This is a genomic window from Stutzerimonas decontaminans (assembly GCF_000661915.1).
Classification (GTDB): domain Bacteria; phylum Pseudomonadota; class Gammaproteobacteria; order Pseudomonadales; family Pseudomonadaceae; genus Stutzerimonas; species Stutzerimonas decontaminans.
Map to the genome: position 1 here is coordinate 4,025,512 of NZ_CP007509.1, position 19,761 is coordinate 4,045,272.

16 protein-coding genes are annotated in these 19,761 nt (G+C 65.1%); 8 read left to right on the forward strand and 8 right to left on the reverse strand.

Annotation, left to right across the window (positions count from 1 at the left end; translation table 11 throughout):
- Positions 1-33 precede the first annotated feature (33 nt).
- Complete coding sequence (locus UIB01_RS18680) at positions 34-1,530, forward strand: YifB family Mg chelatase-like AAA ATPase (RefSeq protein ID WP_038663773.1); 1,497 nt, start codon at positions 34-36, stop codon at positions 1,528-1,530.
- A 131-nt stretch (positions 1,531-1,661) separates the two neighbouring features.
- Complete coding sequence (gene betT, locus UIB01_RS18685; protein ID WP_038663776.1) at positions 1,662-3,635, forward strand: choline BCCT transporter BetT; 1,974 nt, start codon at positions 1,662-1,664, stop codon at positions 3,633-3,635.
- Between the two features lie 56 nt (positions 3,636-3,691).
- On the opposite strand, the gene UIB01_RS18690 is transcribed toward betT, so the two are convergent.
- On the reverse strand, positions 3,692-5,329 hold the full coding sequence (locus tag UIB01_RS18690) for a putative bifunctional diguanylate cyclase/phosphodiesterase (protein WP_038663778.1): 1,638 nt from the start codon (positions 5,327-5,329) through the stop codon (positions 3,692-3,694).
- Between the two features lie 246 nt (positions 5,330-5,575).
- Here UIB01_RS18690 and rep point away from each other — a divergent pair, with 246 nt between their 5' ends.
- Positions 5,576-7,585 carry a DNA helicase Rep gene (rep, locus tag UIB01_RS18695; protein WP_038663781.1) on the forward strand — a complete coding sequence of 670 codons (2,010 nt, stop codon included), beginning with the start codon at positions 5,576-5,578 and terminating at the stop codon, positions 7,583-7,585.
- A gap of 364 nt (positions 7,586-7,949) precedes the next feature.
- On the forward strand, positions 7,950-8,567 hold the full coding sequence (gene trhA, locus UIB01_RS18700; RefSeq protein WP_038663784.1) for a PAQR family membrane homeostasis protein TrhA: 618 nt from the start codon (positions 7,950-7,952) through the stop codon (positions 8,565-8,567).
- Between the two features lies 1 nt (position 8,568).
- On the opposite strand, the gene UIB01_RS18705 is transcribed toward trhA, so the two are convergent.
- The 5 genes from UIB01_RS18705 to gap form a co-directional block, all read right to left on the reverse strand.
- Entirely contained in the window at positions 8,569-9,357 is a 789-nt protein-coding gene (locus tag UIB01_RS18705) for an IclR family transcriptional regulator (protein WP_038663787.1), read from the reverse strand.
- Positions 9,358-9,447: 90 nt separating this feature from the next.
- Positions 9,448-10,950, reverse strand: coding sequence for a CoA-acylating methylmalonate-semialdehyde dehydrogenase (locus tag UIB01_RS18710; protein ID WP_038663790.1), 1,503 nt, complete (start codon positions 10,948-10,950; stop codon positions 9,448-9,450).
- 4 nt (positions 10,951-10,954) lie between these two features.
- Positions 10,955-12,121: an iron-containing alcohol dehydrogenase gene (locus UIB01_RS18715; protein WP_038663793.1), complete on the reverse strand. Its 1,167-nt coding sequence runs from the start codon at positions 12,119-12,121 to the stop codon at positions 10,955-10,957.
- Between the two features lie 166 nt (positions 12,122-12,287).
- On the reverse strand, positions 12,288-12,866 hold the full coding sequence (locus tag UIB01_RS18720; RefSeq protein WP_038663796.1) for a cyclodeaminase/cyclohydrolase family protein: 579 nt from the start codon (positions 12,864-12,866) through the stop codon (positions 12,288-12,290).
- The gene (gene gap, locus UIB01_RS18725; RefSeq protein WP_038663799.1) at positions 12,866-13,876 is read right to left on the reverse strand and encodes a type I glyceraldehyde-3-phosphate dehydrogenase; all 1,011 of its coding nucleotides are present in this window, start codon (positions 13,874-13,876) and stop codon (positions 12,866-12,868) included. Before gap ends, UIB01_RS18720 begins: the two co-directional genes overlap by 1 nt.
- A gap of 186 nt (positions 13,877-14,062) precedes the next feature.
- Between gap and UIB01_RS18730 the strand changes: the two genes are divergently transcribed.
- The 4 genes from UIB01_RS18730 (at position 14,063) to UIB01_RS18745 (ending at position 18,524) form a co-directional block, all read left to right on the forward strand.
- The gene (locus tag UIB01_RS18730) at positions 14,063-15,598 is read left to right on the forward strand and encodes an alpha-amylase family glycosyl hydrolase (RefSeq protein WP_038663802.1); all 1,536 of its coding nucleotides are present in this window, start codon (positions 14,063-14,065) and stop codon (positions 15,596-15,598) included.
- 2 nt (positions 15,599-15,600) lie between these two features.
- Complete coding sequence (locus UIB01_RS18735; protein WP_038663805.1) at positions 15,601-17,220, forward strand: alpha-amylase family protein; 1,620 nt, start codon at positions 15,601-15,603, stop codon at positions 17,218-17,220.
- 10 nt (positions 17,221-17,230) lie between these two features.
- The gene (locus tag UIB01_RS18740; protein WP_038663808.1) at positions 17,231-17,815 is read left to right on the forward strand and encodes a 3-keto-disaccharide hydrolase; all 585 of its coding nucleotides are present in this window, start codon (positions 17,231-17,233) and stop codon (positions 17,813-17,815) included.
- Positions 17,816-17,951: 136 nt separating this feature from the next.
- Positions 17,952-18,524: a xanthine phosphoribosyltransferase gene (locus UIB01_RS18745; protein WP_038665960.1), complete on the forward strand. Its 573-nt coding sequence runs from the start codon at positions 17,952-17,954 to the stop codon at positions 18,522-18,524.
- A 7-nt stretch (positions 18,525-18,531) separates the two neighbouring features.
- Here UIB01_RS18745 and UIB01_RS18750 read toward each other — a convergent pair whose 3' ends face one another.
- Positions 18,532-19,068 carry a cupin domain-containing protein gene (locus UIB01_RS18750; RefSeq protein ID WP_038663811.1) on the reverse strand — a complete coding sequence of 179 codons (537 nt, stop codon included), beginning with the start codon at positions 19,066-19,068 and terminating at the stop codon, positions 18,532-18,534.
- A 133-nt stretch (positions 19,069-19,201) separates the two neighbouring features.
- Positions 19,202-19,627, reverse strand: coding sequence for a c-type cytochrome (locus UIB01_RS18755; RefSeq protein WP_038663814.1), 426 nt, complete (start codon positions 19,625-19,627; stop codon positions 19,202-19,204).
- Positions 19,628-19,761: the final 134 nt, after the last annotated feature.

Here is a 19,761-nt window from a genome sequence, read left to right on the forward strand (position 1 = left end):
ACCGGGCCGCGACACGATCAAAGGAGTGATCGGATGTCCCTGGCCATAGTTCATAGCCGAGCGCAGATCGGCGTCGAAGCACCTTCGGTGACCGTCGAAGCCCATTTGGCCAACGGTCTACCAGCGCTGACCCTGGTCGGCCTGCCGGAAACCGCGGTCAAGGAAAGCAAGGATCGCGTACGCAGCGCCATCCTGACCTCCGGCTTCGATTTCCCCGCACGACGCATCACCCTCAACCTCGCACCCGCCGACCTGCCCAAGGACGGTGGTCGCTTCGACCTGTCCATCGCCCTGGGCATCCTCGCCGCCAGCAGTCAGCTGCCGGCCGAGCGACTGGACGGTTTGGAATGCCTCGGCGAGCTGGCACTGTCCGGTGCCTTGCGTCCGGTCCAGGGCGTGCTGCCAGCCGCCCTCGCCGCTCGTGCTGCCGGGCGCGCCCTGCTGGTGCCGCGGGCCAACGCCGAAGAAGCCAGCCTCGCTTCCGGACTCACCGTGTATGCGGCCGAGCACCTGCTCGAGGTCGCTGCGCACTTCAATGGCGTCACGCCTTTGCAGCCCTATGTGGCGCAAGGCCTGCTGCGGCAGGTTCAGCCCTACCCGGACTTGGCCGAGGTCCAAGGGCAGCAGGCGGCCAAACGCGGCCTGCTGATCGCTGCGGCCGGGGCGCATAATCTGCTTTTTTCCGGGCCGCCAGGCACCGGCAAGACGCTGCTGGCCAGCCGCTTGCCCGGCCTCTTGCCACCGCTGGACGAACAGGAGGCGCTGGAGGTGGCCGCCATCCACTCGGTGGCCAGCCACAGCCCCCTGGAGCATTGGCCGCAACGGCCCTTTCGTCAGCCCCATCACAGTGCATCCGGCCCGGCACTGGTTGGCGGTGGTAGCCGGCCGCAGCCGGGCGAGATCACCCTGGCGCATCAGGGCGTGCTGTTCCTCGACGAGCTGCCGGAGTTCGACCGCAAGGTGCTCGAGGTCCTGCGTGAACCGCTGGAGTCGGGACATATCGTGATTGCCCGGGCGCGCGACAAGGTGCGCTTTCCTGCGCGCTTCCAGCTGGTGGCGGCGATGAACCCCTGCCCGTGCGGCTATCTCGGTGATCCCAACGGCCGCTGCCGCTGCACGCCGGATCAGATCCAGCGCTATCGCAACAAGCTCTCCGGCCCCCTGCTTGACCGCATCGACCTCCACCTGACCGTGGCGCGCGAGGCCACGGCGCTCAACGCCCCGCCGCAAATGGGGCAAAGCAGTGCCGTTCTGGCCGCCCAGGTGGCCCAGGCGCGGCAGCTGCAACTGGCCCGCCAAGGCTGCGCCAATGCCTTTCTCGACCTCGCCGGCCTGCGCCACCATTGCCAGCTGATAGCGGAGGATCAGGTCTGGCTGGAACGCGCCTGCGAGCGGCTGACGCTGTCGCTGCGTGCGGCGCACCGCCTGCTCAAGGTGGCGCGCACCCTTGCCGACCTGGAACAGGCTGCGAGCATCAGCCGCCAGCACCTCGCTGAAGCCCTGCAATATCGGCCTGCCAGCCAAGAATGAACCTGCTCTAGACCGAGCTCCGACTGGCAGCAATCGGCCGCGGACAACCGGCGCCTTTCGCGGTCTGTGTTAAATTGGCTGGCTTTCGCCACAGGCGGCCACTCCCCAGACACAACCCGAAGGAGCGCAGCATGGAGGCAAAACAGCCCTCGTCTTCCCACCTCAACGCCCCGGTCTTCTATGGCTCGGCAGTCATCATCCTGGCGCTGGTGATCTACAGCGTCGCATTCCAGAGCCACGCCCAAACCCTGTTTGGCGACACCCAGGCCTGGATCATCGCCAATGTCAGCTGGCTCTACATTCTCGCTGTCGCACTCATCCTGCTGATGGTGGTGCTGCTGGCGTTCAGTCGCTACGGCGACATCAAGCTCGGCCCGGATCACAGCGAGCCGGACTACAGCGCACTGACCTGGTTTGCCATGCTGTTCTCCGCAGGCATGGGCATCGGTCTGATGTTCTTCGGTGTCGCCGAGCCAGTGATGCACTTTCTCTCACCACCGACCGGCGAAGGCGGCACCACGCTCGCTGCGCGCGAAGCGATGAAGATCACCTTCTTCCACTGGGGCCTGCATGCCTGGTCGATCTACGCCATCGTGGCGATGATCCTGGCCTACTTCGCCTATCGCCACGGTCTGCCGCTGACGTTGCGCTCGGCGCTCTATCCGCTGATCGGCGAGCGCATCTACGGGCCGATCGGCCATGCCGTGGATATCTTCGCCATCATCGGTACCGTACTCGGGGTCGCCACGTCGCTGGGCCTGGGCGTCACCCAGATCAACACCGGCCTGAACCACCTCTATGGCCTGCCGATCTCCGTGCCGGTGCAGATCGGCCTGATCATCGCCACCACGCTGCTGGCCACGGTTTCAGTGGTTACCGGACTGGACAAGGGCGTGCGCCGGCTGTCCGAGCTGAACCTGACGCTGGCAGCACTGTTGTTGCTGATGGTGCTCGTTGCCGGGCCGACGGTGTTCATCCTGCAGACGTTCGTGCAGAACACTGGCAGCTACCTGTCAGACATCGTCGACAAGACCTTCAACCTCTACGCCTACGAGCCGAACGACTGGATCGGCGGCTGGACGCTGTTCTACTGGGGCTGGTGGCTGGCCTGGTCGCCCTTCGTCGGGCTGTTCATCGCGCGTATCTCGCGCGGCCGGACGATCCGCGAGTTCGTCGCCGGCGTACTGCTGGTACCGACCGCCTTCACCCTGCTGTGGATGACCGTGTTTGGTGACACCGCGATTCACATGATTCTCTGGGAGCACGTGACCAGCCTTGGCGAAGCGATCGAACGCGACAGCTCGCTGGCCCTGTTCGCCTTCCTCGAGCACTTCCCGTTCTCGGCGCTCATCTCGCTGATCGCCATCATCATGGTGGTGGTGTTCTTCGTCACTTCGGCGGACTCCGGCGCGCTGGTGGTGGACATGCTCGCCTCCGGCGGGCAGCAGGGCACGCCTGTATGGCAACGGATCTTCTGGGCCGTTTCCATGGGCGGCGTGGCCATCGCGCTGCTGCTGGCGGATGGTCTGACCGCATTGCAGACCGCCACCATCGCCAGTGCCCTGCCCTTCACCATTGCCCTGCTCTGCTCGATGTGGGGCCTGCTCAAGGCGCTGCGCCTGGACGCGACCAAGCAGGGGCTGCGCTACCAGGCCCTGAGCACCTCGCCCAGCGCGCCGCGCAGCGCGGGTGGCTGGCAGCGCCGACTGCGCACGTTGATGTTGTTCCCGCGGCGCGCCCATGTGGTGCGCTTCATCACCGAAGTGGTGCGCCCGGCCTACGACGACATCGCCGAGGAAATGCGCAAGCAGGGATATGTGGTCGAGATCAGCGAAGGCGATGACCGGCGCCTGCGCTTCGAAATCACCCATGATGGCGAGCCGGATTTCATCTACGAGGTTCGCCCGCGCGCCTATGCCATGCCGAGCTTCGTTGCCAGCAGCGAGGACGACGAGCGCGAGGAGCGCAAGTACTTCCGCGCCGAGGTGCACCTGAAGGAAGGCGGCCAGGATTACGACGTGATGGGCTGGAGCCGCGAGGACGTCATCAGCGACATCCTCGGCCAGTACGAAAAGCACATGCACTTCCTGCACATGGTCCGCTGAATCGGTTAGCGTCCTGGCCGCTGGGCCAGGACGCACCTGATCAGTGCATCAGTGCATCAGTGCGCCACGCCAGCCGCCAAGCGCTCGGCACTCATGAAACTCACCAACTCGGCCAGCGGCAACGGCTGGCTGACCAGGTAACCCTGCACCTGCTGCGTTCCGAACTGGCGCAACAGTTCGAGCTGTTCAGTGCTTTCGACGCCCTCGGCGACCACTTCCAGGCCGAGGTTGTGCGCCAGCCCGACCATCGCCTGCACCAGCTGCAGTTTCTCCGGCCGCACGACCATACCGGCGACGAAGCTCTTGTCGATCTTCAGCAGGGTGATCGGCAGACTGGACAGGTGCACGAACGACGAAAACCCGGTACCGAAGTCGTCCAGCGAGAAGCGCACACCCAGTTCGCCCAGCGCGTGCATGGCACTCTGCACCTGCTCGCTGCGGCGCATTACCGCCGTTTCGGTGAGTTCGAATTCCAGCCAGTGCGGATCGATGTCGCGTTCTTCTATCAGGCGGTTCAGCGTTGGCAGCAGCTGGCTGTCCTGAAACTGGCGGAAGGACAGGTTGATCGCCATGTGCAGCGAATCCGCCCCGCCTTCGTGCAGGCTTTGCAGGTCGCGCAGCGCTCGGGCGATCACCCAGTAGCCCAGCGGCACGATGAGCCCGCTCTCCTCGGCCATGGGAATGAAGGCATCCGGCCCCAGCAGCCCTCTTTCCGGGTGCAGCCAGCGCACCAGCGCCTCCAGGCCGACGATGCGCCCGCTGTCCAGGCACAGGCGCGGCTGGTAGTGCAGTTCCAGTTCACCACGGCGCAGGGCGCGGCGCAGCTCGCCCTCCTGATCGGCCAGGCTGCGCGCGCTGCGACTGACCTGCTCGTCATAGAAACACCAGGTGCAGCCCTGGCGGGCTTTGGCCTGGCGCATGGCGATCTGCGCGTGCCAGAGCAGCGGATCGGCCTTGATACCCTCGCTCACCCGCGCCAAGCCGAGACTGCAGCCAAGCATCAGACTCTCGCCCTCTACCCAGTAGGGCTCCGCCAGGGCTTCGACGATGCGATCGGCAACCTCCTCGGCGCGCTCGGGCTCGTTGCGGGTATCGAGCAGCAGGGCGAACTCGTCACCGCCCAGCCGTGCCAGCATGTCGCCGACCTCCAGCTGCGCCTTCAGCCGCGCCACCACCTGCAGGATCAGTCGGTCCCCGGCCTGATGGCCGAGCGCGTCATTGACGTGGCGGAAGTTGTCGAGATCCAGATAACCGAGCACCAGGCCCTGTTCCTGATGCTCGGCCAGGGCATCGCGCAGCAGGGTCTGGAAGCCCTGGCGGTTGACGATACCGGTGTGCGGGTCCTGCTCGGCGAGCTTGCGCAAGGTGCCCTGCAGGTTGCAGCGTTCACGCACGTAACGCAGGCAGCGACGCAGCACTTCGGGGCTCAGCTGATCGGCCACCAGCCAGTCGACTGCGCCTTCCGGCATTTGCGCCGGCTCCTCGTCGAGCAGCAGGATCAGAGGCCAGGGATAGCGTCCGGGAGCCGGCCGGCATTGTGGCGTGGCCAATAACAGACAGGGCGACTCGAGCTGCTCCCTGACCGACTCCCAGTCAGACGCAACGACCAGCCGCTCAGTGCAGTGCGAACCCTGCAGGCAGGCACGCAGCCGCTCGGCCCACTCGGGGCGCTCGGCCCGCAACAGCAGCGGCATGGTTTGGACAGGCGCTGGCAAGCGACCTCCGGACTCGATAGGTTTGCAGACGGGCGAAGCTACCCGGGCTTCCAGCACAGTCCCTTGCAAACGCCCTGCCTCCTGCAGCGCGCACAAGACTAATCCATTATTTCGTTCAGCCAAGCCCCATGCGCGACGATCGGCGTTTTATTGAGCACGCAGCGGGCCGGCATCCACCCATCAGCCTGTTAAACTCCCGCCCCCGCTTCGAATGACCTGAATACCATGTCCCGACTCAACCCTCGGCAGCAGGAAGCCGTGAACTACGTCGGCGGCCCACTTCTGGTGCTCGCCGGTGCCGGCTCCGGCAAGACCAGCGTGATCACTCGCAAGATCGCCTATCTGGTGCAGCACTGCGGCATCCAGGCCCGCCATATTGTCGCCATGACCTTCACCAACAAGGCCGCGCGCGAGATGAAGGAGCGCGTCGGCAGCCTGCTCAAGGGCGCCGAGGCGCGCGGCCTGACCGTGTCCACATTCCACAATCTGGGCATGAACATCATCCGCAAGGAATACGCGCGCCTGGGCTACAAGCCCGGCTTCTCGATCTTCGATGACGGCGACATCAAGGCGCTGCTCACCGACATCATGCAGAAGGAGTATTCCGGCGACGACGGCGCCGATGAGATCAAGAACTACATCGACAGCTGGAAGAACGACCTGATTCTGCCCGACGAAGCCCTGGCCAACGCGCGCAACCCCAAGGAGCAGACCGCCGCCATCGTCTACCTGCACTACCAGCGTACGCTCAAGGCGTACAACGCGGTGGACTTCAACGACCTGATCCTGCTGCCGGTGAAACTCTTCCAAGAGCACGCCGACATTCTGGAGAAGTGGCAGAACCGCATCCGCTACCTGCTGGTTGACGAATATCAGGACACCAACGCCAGCCAATACCTGCTGGTGAAGCTGCTGGTGGGTATGCGCAACCAGTTCACCGTGGTCGGTGACGACGACCAGTCGATCTACGCCTGGCGTGGCGCGCGTCCGGAAAACCTGATGCTGCTGAAGGAGGATTACCCCTCGCTGAAGGTGGTGATGCTGGAGCAGAACTACCGCTCCACCAGCCGCATCCTCAAGTGCGCCAACATCCTCATCGCCAACAACCCGCACGTGTTCGAGAAGCAGCTGTGGTCGGAGATGGGCCATGGCGACGAGATCCGCGTGATCCGCACGCGCAACGAGGACGCCGAGTGCGAGCGCGTAGCACTGGAAATCCTCACCGAGCACCTGCGTACCCAGCGCCCCTACAGCGACTTCGCCATCCTCTATCGCGGCAACTACCAGGCCAAGCTGATGGAGCTGAAGCTGCAGCACCACCAGATTCCCTATCGCCTGTCCGGCGGCACCAGCTTCTTCGCCCGCCAGGAGGTGAAGGACCTGATGAGCTACTTCCGCCTCTTGGTCAACCCGGACGACGACAACGCCTTCCTGCGCGTGATCAACGTGCCGCGCCGCGAGATCGGTTCCACCACCCTGGAAAAGCTCGGCAACTACGCCAGCGAGCGCGGCATCTCGATGTATGCCGCCGCCGACGAGATCGGCCTCGGCGCGCATCTGGACAGCCGCTACGCCGAGCGCCTGTCACGCTTCAAGCACTGGATGGACAACGTGCGCCAGCAGTGCGCGCAGAACGACCCGATCGCCGCCATCCGCAGCATGGTGATGGACATCGACTACGAGAACTGGCTGCGCCAGAACGCCTCCAGCGACAAGGTGGCCGACGCGCGCATGGGCAACGTCTGGTTTCTCGTCGATGCGCTGAAGAGCACGCTGGAGAAAGACGAAGACGGCGACATGACCATCGAGGACGCCATCGGCAAGCTGGTGCTGCGCGACATGCTCGAACGTCAGCAGGAAGAGGAAGAAGGTGCCGAAGGTGTGCAGATGATGACCATGCACGCCTCGAAGGGCCTGGAATTTCCCTCGGTGTACATCATCGGCTTCGAGGAAGAGATCCTGCCGCACCGCTCCAGCATCGAGGCCGACACCATCGAGGAAGAGCGGCGCCTGGCCTACGTCGGCATCACTCGCGCCAAGCGCAACCTGGCGCTGACCTTTGCCGCCAAACGCAAACAGTATGGCGAGGTGATCGACTGCACGCCGAGCCGCTTCCTCGACGAGCTGCCGCCGGAGGACCTGGTCTGGGAAGGCCAGGAGGACGCGCCGGTGGAGGTCAAGGCCGCGCGCGGCAACGACGCGCTGGCGGCGATGCGGGCGATGCTCAAGCGTTGAGAAAAGCCGCGACAGGCGAAGCTACGGAGCTGATGTCCAAAGAGCTTCGCCCCGAGGTCGGGCCTCCCACGAAAGTGGCCTGCAAACACCGCGGCCGGCAGCAGGAGCGCCCTGGCCATGATAGAGACTGCGGACCGACGCCAAGTCAAAGGCCTCGCCCCGAGGTAGGCGACAAGGGCAAGCTGCTGCATACCGCTTCCCTGTGGGAGGCGCGCCCTCGCGGCGATGCAGGTTGAAGGACCGGCGCCAACCATAAGCCTGACACCGCTCTGCGCCTGAACTCCAAGCAACTTCCACTGATCTGTTTGTATCCCGTAACCCAACCGCGGCATGCTTTGCAGATTGCGGTTTCTGGAGGGATTCGATGTACCACGGCGAACGCTTCAATGCCTGGACGCACCTGATCGGTGCAGTTCTGGCGAGTCTGGGTGCCATCTGGCTGCTGGTGCTGGCGGCGCTCGACGGCGAGCTGGCGAAGATCGTCAGTGCCGCGATCTACGGCCTCAGCCTGATCCTGCTCTACAGCATCTCGACGCTGTACCACAGCCTGCGCGGACGGGCGAAGGTGGTCATGCGCAAGCTCGATCACCTGTCGATCTATCTGCTGATCGCCGGCAGCTACACGCCGTTCTGCCTGGTCACTCTGGCCGGGCCCTGGGGCTGGACGCTGTTCGGCATCGTCTGGGGCCTCGCCGTTATCGGCATGCTGCAGGAGATCAAGCCGCGCTCCGAGGCGCGGGTGCTGTCACTGGTGATCTACGCGGTGATGGGCTGGATCGTGCTGGTGGCGGTCAAGCCGCTGCTGGCGGCGCTCGGCGGTGCCGGCTTCGCCTGGCTGCTGGCCGGCGGCATCTGCTACACGGTGGGTATCGTGTTCTTCGTCTTCGACGACCGCTTCCGCCACTGGCACGGCATCTGGCACATCTTCGTGATGGTCGGCAGCCTGCTGCACTTCATCGCGATTCTGTTCTACGTGATCTGACTCAGCGTTGTTCGTCCAGCGCCGCCGCGCTGCCGAGCACGGCTTCCAGCTCGTCCGCCGCGGCGCGCAGCCGGGGCACGAACTCCAGCAGCTGCGCCATCGAGCAGCGAATCACCGGCGCATGGCTGAACAGGCAGGCCAGCAGCTCGCCGTCGGCATCCCGCACCGGCACCGCACAGGCGACCATGCCGTCGATGAACTCCTCGCAATCGGTGCCCAGCTGTTCTTCACGCACCCGCGCCAGATCGTCACGCAGCGCGCTGAGGTCAGTCAGCGTGTTGCGCGCCATCCGTTGCAGCGGCAGGCGCGGCAGCACCCGCTCCAGTTGCTCCGGCGACAGCGAGGCCAGGTAGAGCTTGCCACTGGCGGTGCACCAGAGCGGCGTGTGGCTACCGATCGGCAGGTTGATCTGCAACGGCCAGTTGGTCTGCACCCGGTCGAAATAGAGCATGTCCAGCCCATCCGGGATGGCCAGCCCGCAGGTTTCGCCGATGGCTTCGGAGAGCTGGCGCAGGATCGCCTGGCGCAGCGCCTTGTGCCGGCTGCTGCGCAGAATGTTCAGCGCCGCGACATGCAGCCGTTCGCCCGGCAGCAGGCCGCCACGCAGACCGAACTGCAGGAAGCCTTCCTTTTCCAGCGTCTGCACCAGCCGGTGCGCGCTAGCCTTGGGAATCTCCAGACGCTCGGCCAGCGCGGTCGGGCTGAGCGGCTCCTTCGCCGCGGCGACCGCCTCGATGATTTCCAGCACGCGGGTGATGGAGGAGCCTTTTTCGCGGGGAGTGCTGCGCATCGCCTGCCTTGTCGTTCGATGAGATGAGCGCCCCGCAGGGCGCGCACGAGTGTAGCGACCGGCACCGTCTGTGCAACGGTGCCGCGCGGTTTACTTCATGGTCGGCATGGCGAACTCGGCACCGGCGCGGATACCGGTGGGCCAGCGCCGGGTCACGGTCTTCATGCGGGTGAAGAAGCGCACCCCGTCCGGACCGTGCATGTTCAGCGGACCGAATACCGAGCGCTTCCAGCCGCCGAAGCAGTGGAAGGCCATCGGCACGGGGATCGGCACGTTGACGCCGACCATACCGACCCTGACGTTCTCCTCGAACTGCCGCGCGGTGTCGCCGTCGCGAGTGAAGATCGAGGTGCCGTTGCCGTACTCGTGGTCGTTGATCAGCTGCAGCGCCTCGTCGAAGCTCTTCACCCGCACCACGGCCAGCACCGGGCCGAAGATTTCCTCCTGATAGATGCGCATGTCCGGCGTGACCCGGTCGAACAGCGTCGGCCCGAGGTAGAAGCCGTTCTCGTAGCCTGCGACCTTGATGCCGCGACCGTCGCAGACCAGCGTCGCGCCCTCTTCCACGCCGAGATCGATGTAGCCGCTGACCTTCTGCTGGTGCTCGCGGGTCACCAGCGGGCCCATGTGCGGCTCGGGCTCGACGCCCAGCCCCGGGCCGGTGCGCATCTGGCCGATCTCGCCTTGCAACATGCCGACCAGCTTGTCCGCCACCTCGTCACCGACGCACACCGCCACGGAGATCGCCATGCAGCGCTCGCCGGCCGAGCCGTAGGCCGCACCGATCAGCGAGCTGACCACCTGCTGCGGATCGGCGTCGGGCATCACCACCATGTGGTTCTTTGCCCCGCCCAGGGCCTGGCAGCGCTTGCCGTGGGCCGAGGCGGTGGCATAGATGTATTCGGCGATGGGCGTCGAGCCGACGAAGCTGACCGACTGCACCCGCTCGTCGGTGAGCAGCACGTCCACCGCTTCCTTGTCGCCGTTGACGATATTCAGCACGCCAGCCGGCAGCCCGGCTTCGGCCAGCAGCTCGCCGAGCAGCATGGTCGCGCTGGGGTCCTTTTCCGAGGGCTTGAGGACGAAGGTATTCCCGCAGGCGATGGCCACCGGCAGCATCCACAGCGGCACCATCGCCGGGAAGTTGAACGGGGTGATGCCGACGCAGACGCCCAGCGGCTGCATCAGCGAGTTGGAATCAATGTCGCGACCGACATTGGAGGAGAACTCGCCCTTAAGCAGGTGCGGGATGCCGCAGGCAAACTCGACCACTTCCAGCCCGCGGGTGACTTCGCCCTGGGCGTCGGAAAAGACCTTGCCGTGCTCGCTGGTGATCAAGCGGGCAACGTCGTCACGGCGCCGTTCGAGCAGTTCCTTGAAACGAAACATGACCCGCGCGCGTACCAGCGGCGGCGTCTTCGACCAGCCGTCGAAGGCGGCCTGGGCGGCGGCAATCGCTTCGCGGGTTTCATCCGCCGAGGACAGCGAGACGTACAGGCGCGGCTCGCCGGTGGCCGGGTTATAGACGGTGGCGTGGCGCTCGGAGCGGCCGGCGACGGCCTCGTTGTTGATCAGGTTGCCGAGGGTCTGCATGGCTTCACTCCTGGTTCCAGACGGTTTCGTAGAGGTCGATGATTTCCGCTTCGGTAGGCACGCGCGGGTTGTTGCCCGGCGAGCCGGAGGCCAGCGCCTGGCGCGCCATGGTCTCGCGCAGCTCGAAGAAGCGCTCGCGGGCGATGCCGAACTGTTCGGGGCTCGGCACTTGCAGTTCCTGATTGATCGCGCGCAGCTCGGCGAGCAGCTTGTCGTTGGCTACCTCGACGCTGTCGGTCTGCATGGCGACGCCCATGGCGCGGGCGCAGTCGGCATAGCGCTCGGGCGCCGCGGGAATCGAGAAGGCGGTGATCGCCGGCAGCAGCATGGCGTTGGACAGCCCGTGCGGCACATGAAAGAAGGCGCCGATCGGCCGACTCATGCCATGCACCAGCGCCACCGATGCGTTGGAAAAGGCGATCCCGGCCAGTGTCGCGCCGAGCATCATCGCCTCACGCGCGGCACGGTTGCCCGGCTCGTGGAAGGCCGCGCGCAGGTTCGGTGCCAGGAGGCGCATGGCTTCCAGCGCCTGGGCATCGCTGTAGAGGCTGGCCTTGCGGCTGACATAGGCCTCGATGGCGTGGGTCAGCGCATCGATGCCGGTGTCGGCGGTGACCCGCGGCGGCAGCGAGAGGGTCAGCTCGTAGTCGATCAGCGCGGCGATGGGCATGAAGCCGAGGCCGGCGCAGAGCATTTTCTCGTCGCTGGTCTCGTCGGTGATGATGGTGAAGCGCGTCGCCTCCGAGCCGGTGCCGGCAGTGGTGGGGATGGCGATCAGCGGCAAGCCGGCTTCGCTGACGTCGCGCGGGAAGCGGTAGTCGCGCATCTCGCCGCCGAACTTGCCGAGGATGCCGATGGCCTTGGCCGAATCGATCGGGCTGCCGCCACCGAGGGCGACGATGGAATCGAAATCGCCCTGGCGGACCATTTCCACGCCGGCGCGAATCGAGGCCGCGGTCGGTTCGGGCAGGGTATCGGCGAAACACTGGCTGGCGATGCCGGCTTCTTCCAGCTGCCCGGCAATACGGGCGACGTAGCCCAGCTCGACCATCATGCGGTCGGTGACGATCAGCGGGCGATTGCAGCCCAGCTCCTGCAGCACGCGGGCGAGTTGCCCACTGGCGCCGGCGCCGACTTCCATCAGGCGCGGCAGGACGATGCGATGACTCATGGCACTCTCCGAAATGGACCGCCTGACAAGCTGGCAGCTTCTTATTCTGAGACTTTATGTCTCACTATCGAATCAGGAGAGTAGAAAGCGAACTGACAGCCGTCAATAAAAAACGAGACCGATGGTCTCGTTTTATCTGCTGCGTGGTCGTTATCTGCCATACCGATCAACCCGAAGGTCGCCGGTAGTGGTTTGCCGCCATGGCCAGTCGCTCGGCCACCGCCTGCACCCGCGCTCGTGCTTGCGAGTCGCCCAGCCCTTGCAGATCGGCCTCGACGTTGAGCAACACGGCATCGACGCCGGCGACCAGCAACAGCACCGCCGCCTCGACATCACAGCGCAGCGACGGCTCGACCATCGGCAAGGCGCGCTCGGCGATACCCAGCGCCTCGACGCAGGCATGTGCCGTCGCCAGCGGCACTGCGCAGGCCTGGCGCGACAAGTCAGCCTTCCGGTCTTCGTCGTCCTTCAGATAGTCGGAAAAGACCGCCACGTCGTCATCGGCAAAAGCACCGGGACGCCCCAGCAGTGAGCGGGCGTCGGTCAGCAGCGCGTTACAGCACGCATCGCCGTGCGCCGCACTAACCCGCAGCGCCTTAACGATCAGCGCCACAGCGAGGTCCGCAGTCACCGCAGCGACCGCACCGCAGCCGGGTAAGGCGCGCTCGGCAACGGCATGGCGAAACTGCGCGAGGCTCAGCTGCCAGAGCCCCTGCCCCGCGCCCGGCCTGTCGGTTTCGCCCATCAGGCCGACTTGGCGCCGTCCCAATGCAGCAGCACATCGAGCATGCGGTTGGAGAAGCCCCACTCGTTGTCGTACCAAGCCATCACCTTGACCAGCTCGCCCTGCACGCGGGTCTGGCTGAGGTCGGCGACGCAGGACGCCGGGTAGCCGTTGAAGTCGCAGGAGACCAGCGCTTCCTCATTGCACTCCATGACGCCGGCCGGCAGCTTCTGCGCCCCGGCACGGAGGATGTCGTTGATCGCCTCGACGCTCTCCGGTGCGTTCTCTGCGATAAAGGTCAGGTCGACCAACGAGACGTTCGGCGTCGGCACCCGCACCGAGAGGCCGTCCAGACGCCCGGCCAGCTCCGGCAGCACCAGGCCGATGGCCTTGGCCGCACCAGTGGTGGACGGAATCATCGACAACGCCGCGGCGCGAGCCCGATAGAGATCGCTGTGTGCCTTGTCCAGCAGGTTCTGGTCGTTGGTGTAGGAGTGCACGGTGTTGAGCAGGCCCTGGCGGATGCCGACCGCCTCATGCAGCACCTTGGCCAGCGGCGCCAGGCAGTTGGTGGTGCAGGAGGCGTTGGAGACGACGCGCTGATCGCCAAGCAACTGGTGATTCACGCCGTAGACCACGGTCAGGTCGCCGCCATCCAATGGGTGCGAGGCAAATACGCGGCCGGCCCCGGCCTGCAGATGCTGCTCGATCATCGCGCGTTTCTTGAACTTGCCGGTGCACTCCAGCACCACATCGACGTTCAGCTCCTTCCATGGCAGCTGGGTCGCATCGCGCTCGGCCAGCAGGCGGATCGCCTGGCCGCGCACCACCATCGATTCGCCCTGCAGCTCGACCGGCTCGGGAAAACGACCAAAGGTCGAATCGAAGCGGGTCAGATGCACCAGCGTCTTGTGGTCGCTGAGATCGTTGATCGCGACCACCTGTACCCGATCCTGCAATCCACGCTCGAACAGCGCTCTCACGACGGCGCGACCGATACGTCCATACCCGTTGATGGCAATACGTAGCATGCAAATCTCCTCGGAGGGGGGTGAAAGTCTGTCGTTAGCTTAGGCGGAGTATCCACCCTTGCGTTCATCACGGACCGACCAGGATCAATTAACTGGCGAACCCACGTGCCGCTGGCCAGTCGTACACCTGACAAGGCGGCGGTACAGAGCCGACCGCAACCTGAGACAAATCAGGGGGTGCGTGGCATGAGCGAGACAACCCGAACACCGTGGTGGAAAGGCGCGACCGTTTATCAGATCTATCCACGGTCGTTTGCCGACAGCAATGGCGACGGCATCGGCGACCTCAACGGCGTGCGGCGCCACCTCGATCATCTGCAGCAGCTGGGCGTCGACGCGCTGTGGCTGTCGCCAATCTTCCGCTCGCCGATGGCCGATGCCGGCTACGACATCAGCGACTATTGCGATATCGATCCGCTGTTCGGCTCGCTGACCGATATCGACCGGCTGATCACCGAAGCCCACGCTCGCGATATCCGCGTGCTGCTGGATTTCGTGCCCAATCACACCTCTGATGAACATCCCTGGTTCGTCGAGTCGCGCAGCTCGCGGGACAACCCCAAGCGCGACTGGTACATCTGGCGCGACCAGCCGAACAACTGGCGCGCCGCGCTGGGTGCCGGCAGCGCCTGGACCTGGGACGAGCACACCCAGCAGTACTACCTGCACCTGTTCCTCGCCAAGCAACCGGACCTCAACTGGCGCAACCCCGAGGTAGTCGAGGCGATGCACGACGTACTGCGCTTCTGGCTCGATCGCGGCGTGGACGGCTTTCGTATCGACGTCATCCACTGCACCGGCAAGGACCCGAGTTTCGCCGACGACCCGCGCTGCCAGGCCGGCCAGCCGCTGTCGGACTTCAACGACCAGCCCTACAGCCATGAAGTGCTGCGCGGCCTGCGCAAGCTGGTCGACAGCTACCCGGGCGACCGCATGCTAGTGGGCGAAGTGAACATCCGCTCCACCGAACGCGTGCTGCAGTACTACGGCGCTGGCGACGAGCTGCACCTGGCCTTCAACTTCAACCCGCTCGACGCGCCCTGGGATCCGGTGCTGTTTCGCACCTGCATCCGCGAGGTCGAGCACTGGCTGCAGCCGGCCGGTGCCTGGCCGACCTGGGTGCTGTCCAATCACGATAACGTGCGCCAGCGCAGCCGCTATCAGGGCTCCGAGCGAGCCGCCCGCGCGGCAGCGGTCCTGCTGCTGACCCTGCGCGGCACGCCCTTCATCTACCAGGGTGAGGAACTGGGGCTGGAAGACGCGGTGATCACGGCCGAAACACGCACCGATCCGGGCGGCCGCGATGGCTGCCGCGCGCCGATTCCCTGGCACGCCGAGCCGCCCCATGGCTGGGACGGCGCCAAGCCCTGGCTGCCCTTTCCACCCGATGCGGACCAACTGGCGGCCGAACGCCAGACCGGCGCGGCGAACTCCATGTTCGCGCTTTACCAGCGCCTGCTGGCGGCGCGCAAGGCCAGCCCGGCGCTGCATCACGGTGATTACGAAGAACTGCCGTCACATCCCGAAGTGCTCGCCTACCGCAGACAGCACGGCGATGACCGGCGGCTGGTCTGCATCAATTTCGCCGACGCAGCCCAGGCCTTTCCCCAGAGCGGCGAATGGGCGGTAGAAATCGCCAGCGACGGCTGCGACGAAGGCGAACCCTATTCCGGCACCCTGAACCCGGGCCAGGCCGTCGTGCTGCGCCCGATGGAGAACTGAGCATGCGCCCACTCTGGTACCGCAACGCGGCGATCTATCAGATAGACCCAACCCTGTTTCGTGACAGCAACGGCGACGGCTGCGGCGATCTGCGCGGCGTCACTGAACGGCTCGACTACATTCGCGGCCTGGGCTGCACCGCCATCTGGCTCATGCCCTTCTACCAGTCGCCCTTCGAGGATGCCGGCTACGACATCAGCGACCATCTGCAGGTGGACGAGCGCTTCGGTGATCTGGCCGATGTCGTCGCCCTGCTGGAAAAGGCCGAGGAACTGGGTCTGCACGTGATCATCGAGCTGGTGGTGCAGCACACCTCCATCCAGCACAAGTGGTTTCAGGAGGCGCGCCGCGATCGCAACTCGCCCTACCGCGACTACTACATCTGGGCCGACGAGCCCGACGATTTCATGGAGCCGATCTTTCCGACGGTCGAGGACAGCATCTGGACCTGGGACGACGAAGCCGGCCAGTACTATCGCCACCTGTTCTACAAACACGAGCCGGACCTGGATCTGACCAACCCGCGGGTCATCCACGAGATCGAGCGAATCATGTCGTTCTGGCTGCGCCTGGGCGTGTCCGGTTTTCGCATCGACGCCGCGGTGCACATGGTGCGCCAGGCCGGCGGTGGTGAACTGGAGAAGGGCTACTGGCTGCTCGAGCACATGCGCGACTTCGTTACCATGCGCCGCCCCGAAACCGTGCTGCTCGGCGAGATCGACACCGATCCGGAGAAGTACGTCGAATACTTCGGCGACGAGGCCGATCGTGTCACCCTGCTACTGGATTTCTGGACCAACAATCACCTGTTCCTAGCCCTGGCACGCCAACAGGCCGAGCCGCTGGTGCGCGCGCTGAACAGCCAACCGCTGCCGCCCAGTCATTCGCAATACGCGCTGTGGATCCGCAACCACGACGAGCTGAGCCTCGACCGACTGGAAGAGGATGAGCGCAACGAGGTGATGGACACCTTCGCCCCCGACGAGAACATGCGCGCCTACGATCGCGGCATTCGCCGCCGCCTTGCACCCATGCTCGACGGCGACGAGCGCCGCATCGCCGCCACTCACGCCCTGCTCTTCTCGCTACCCGGCACGCCGATCATTCGCTATGGCGAGGAAATCGGCATGGGCGACGACCTCGACCGCCCTGAACGACTCGCCGTGCGCACGCCGATGCAGTGGTCCAACGAGCCCAACGCCGGCTTCTCCTGCAGCAAAGGGGAGCTGGCCGCACCGGTGATCGACGAAGGGCCCTTCACCTACGAAAAGATCAACGTGTTCGCCCAGACCCTGCGCAGTGACTCGCTGATGGCGCGCACCGGCAACATGATCCGCACACGCATCGGCCTGCGCGAGATTGGCATCGGCAAGCGCACAACCGTGGAGGTGGACGATCCCGCCGTGTTCGCCATCCGCCACGACAACGGCTCGACGGTACTCATGCTGGTCAACCTGGCAGACCAGGACACCACCGTGGAGATCACTGACGACGACCTGCAGGACATGGTCGATGTGCTCGCCGACTGTGACTATGACCAACCGGAAGGTACGCCGCTGAAGATTCGCCTAGGCCCGTATGGCTACCGCTGGTTGCGGCGCAAACAGCAATTGTTCGGATGAGGGCTGCCCGATGATTCTCGACGCAACGCAGTGGCGTGGCTGGCACGGCGACGATTTTCCCGAGGCCAGCTGGTATCGCGACGATGAGCAGCTGTGCGCCATCGTCGGCGCACCCAGGGTCGACCTGATTTCGCGCGAACGCTATGGCGATTTCATTCTGCGCTTCGAATACGCCTTGCCGGTGGGCGGCAATTCCGGGGTGTTCTACCGCGTCGACGAGACCGCCGACCTTGCCTGGCACAGCGGGCCGGAGATGCAGCTGCTGGATGATGAAGTTCATCCGGACGGAGCCGAACCGACCACGCGCAACGGTGCCCTGTACGGGCTGCTCGCCACGCAGCAGGCAACACCGATCGAACCGGGCAGTTTCATGGAAGGCGCGCTGAAGCTACGCGGTGCAGAGGTCGAGCACTGGCTAGGCAATCGTATGGTGCTGAGTTATCGCCTGGACGACCCAGCCTTGCGCACGCGAATCGAATCCAGCAAGTTCGCCGACAAGCCGCTGTTCGCCCAGGCGCCGGCCGGACATATCGTCCTCCAGCACCATGGCGAGGCGGTGCGCTTTCGCCGCCTGTCGATCGAAGCGTTGAGCTGAACGCCGACCTTGGATCGGCACCGCGAATTGAGCGAGAATGCGCGGCTTTTCCAGGCTGCGAAACGCAGTGACGGCAGAAGCGCCCCGGCGCCAAGCGTCAGGCAAGCCGCGGCCGCCCACGCTTGAGGTAGCGTTCGTGGAACAGCTGAAAGATAAGATTCGCAGTCAGGGCATCGTGCTTTCCGACCGGGTACTGAAGGTCGACGCGTTCCTCAACCACCAGATCGACCCCGTGCTGATGCAGGCCATCGGCAAGGAATTCGCCCGTCTCTTCCGCGATGATGGCATCACCAAGATCGTCACCATCGAGGCCTCCGGCATCGCACCGGCGGTCATGGCCGGCCTGGAGCTGGGCGTGCCGGTGATCTTCGCCCGCAAGCACCAGTCGCTCACCCTGCAGGACAACCTGCTGACCGCCACGGTCTATTCATTCACCAAGCAGGTGGAGAGCACCATCGCAGTTTCGACCCAGCATCTGTCTTCGAACGACCGCGTGCTGATCATTGATGACTTCCTGGCCAACGGCAAAGCCGCCAAGGGGCTGATCTCGATCATCAACCAGGCCGGGGCGAGCATCGCCGGCCTCGGTATCGTTATCGAAAAAGCCTTCCAGGCCGGTCGCCAGGAGCTGGAAGAAGCCGGCTACCGCGTCGAGTCGCTGGCCCGGGTCGCGTCGCTGGCAGACGGCCAAGTGCAGTTCATAGACTGAGTACGCTTTACCGACTGACCGGCGCCGCCTCCCCGCGCCACAACGTCACCAGCGCGCCCTGCGTGCCTGCCAGCGGATCGCTGATGGGCACGCCGACCTGGGCGATCCGCTCACGCGCCGCGTCGTGGGTGGCCGCGTCCGGCCGCTGCATATCGTACTGCTGATCGACCGGGTAGCCGGCCACCACCTGAAAGTCCTCGCTCGCGTGCAGTGCGCAATGCCCGGTCCCGGCCGGCAGCACCACGGCGTCGCCGGCTTTCAGCTCAACCTCCTGACCATTCTCACCGCCCAGCATGACCCGCACCGAACCACTGGCCACGCCGAGCACCTCGTGGGCGGTGGAGTGGTAGTGGTGGTAGTCATAAACCGTCCCGCGCCAGGCGGAAGGCCACAGATGGCAGTCGAACAGGCGCTCGAAAGCGTCGGCGGGACTTGGTCCGGCCAACGGCAGCTGGCGATAGATCAGCACCGGATGCGGGCTGTTGGGCGTGCGTCCGTCGCTGAAAAGCCGGAGCTGTTCGGGTTGTGGCGCGGAGCTGGGCATGCGGGCCTCCTCTCGGATTGATGAATCGGCCTCCCGGCCGTATCAGCTTCGACTTGAAGCAGCCGATATTTGCTCCCCGCAGAAACGACAAAGCCGCCCGAAGGCGGCTTTGCGAGTAATGCTCGACGCTCGATCAGAGGCCGGACATGTGCTGGATGGCGGCCTTCAGCTCGTCATCAGAGCAGTCGCCACAGGTGCCCTTCGGCGGCATGGCGTTGATACCGTTGATGGCGTGCTTGAGCAGACCATCCAGGCCACCGGCGGCATCGGCACGCGCCGACCAGGCAGCGCTGTCACCGGTTTTCGGCGAATTGAGCAGGCCGGAACCGTGGCAGGCAGTGCAGAACTTGCCGTACACGTCGGAACCGCTGCGAGCAGCGCCACCAGCGGCAGCGGCAGCGCCGGCACCAGCAGCAGCACACTCTTCACCTTGAATACATACGCTACCCACCGGCTTGAGGCGCTCGGCGATTGCTTCGTCGGTCGCAGCCTGGGCGCTCATTGCCCACAGGGCCAATACGGCAGTCTGTGCTACCAGGATCTTCTTAATCAGGTTCACCTTACACCCTCATTGTGGCTAGACACGCCCGCGGCCACGGTATCGCGAGCGGCGAACAGTATAACGACAAGCCATGCCGGCCGAAACAATACCAAAGGCCCGGCCATTCCCAGCGACGCTTTGTCGCATCGAAA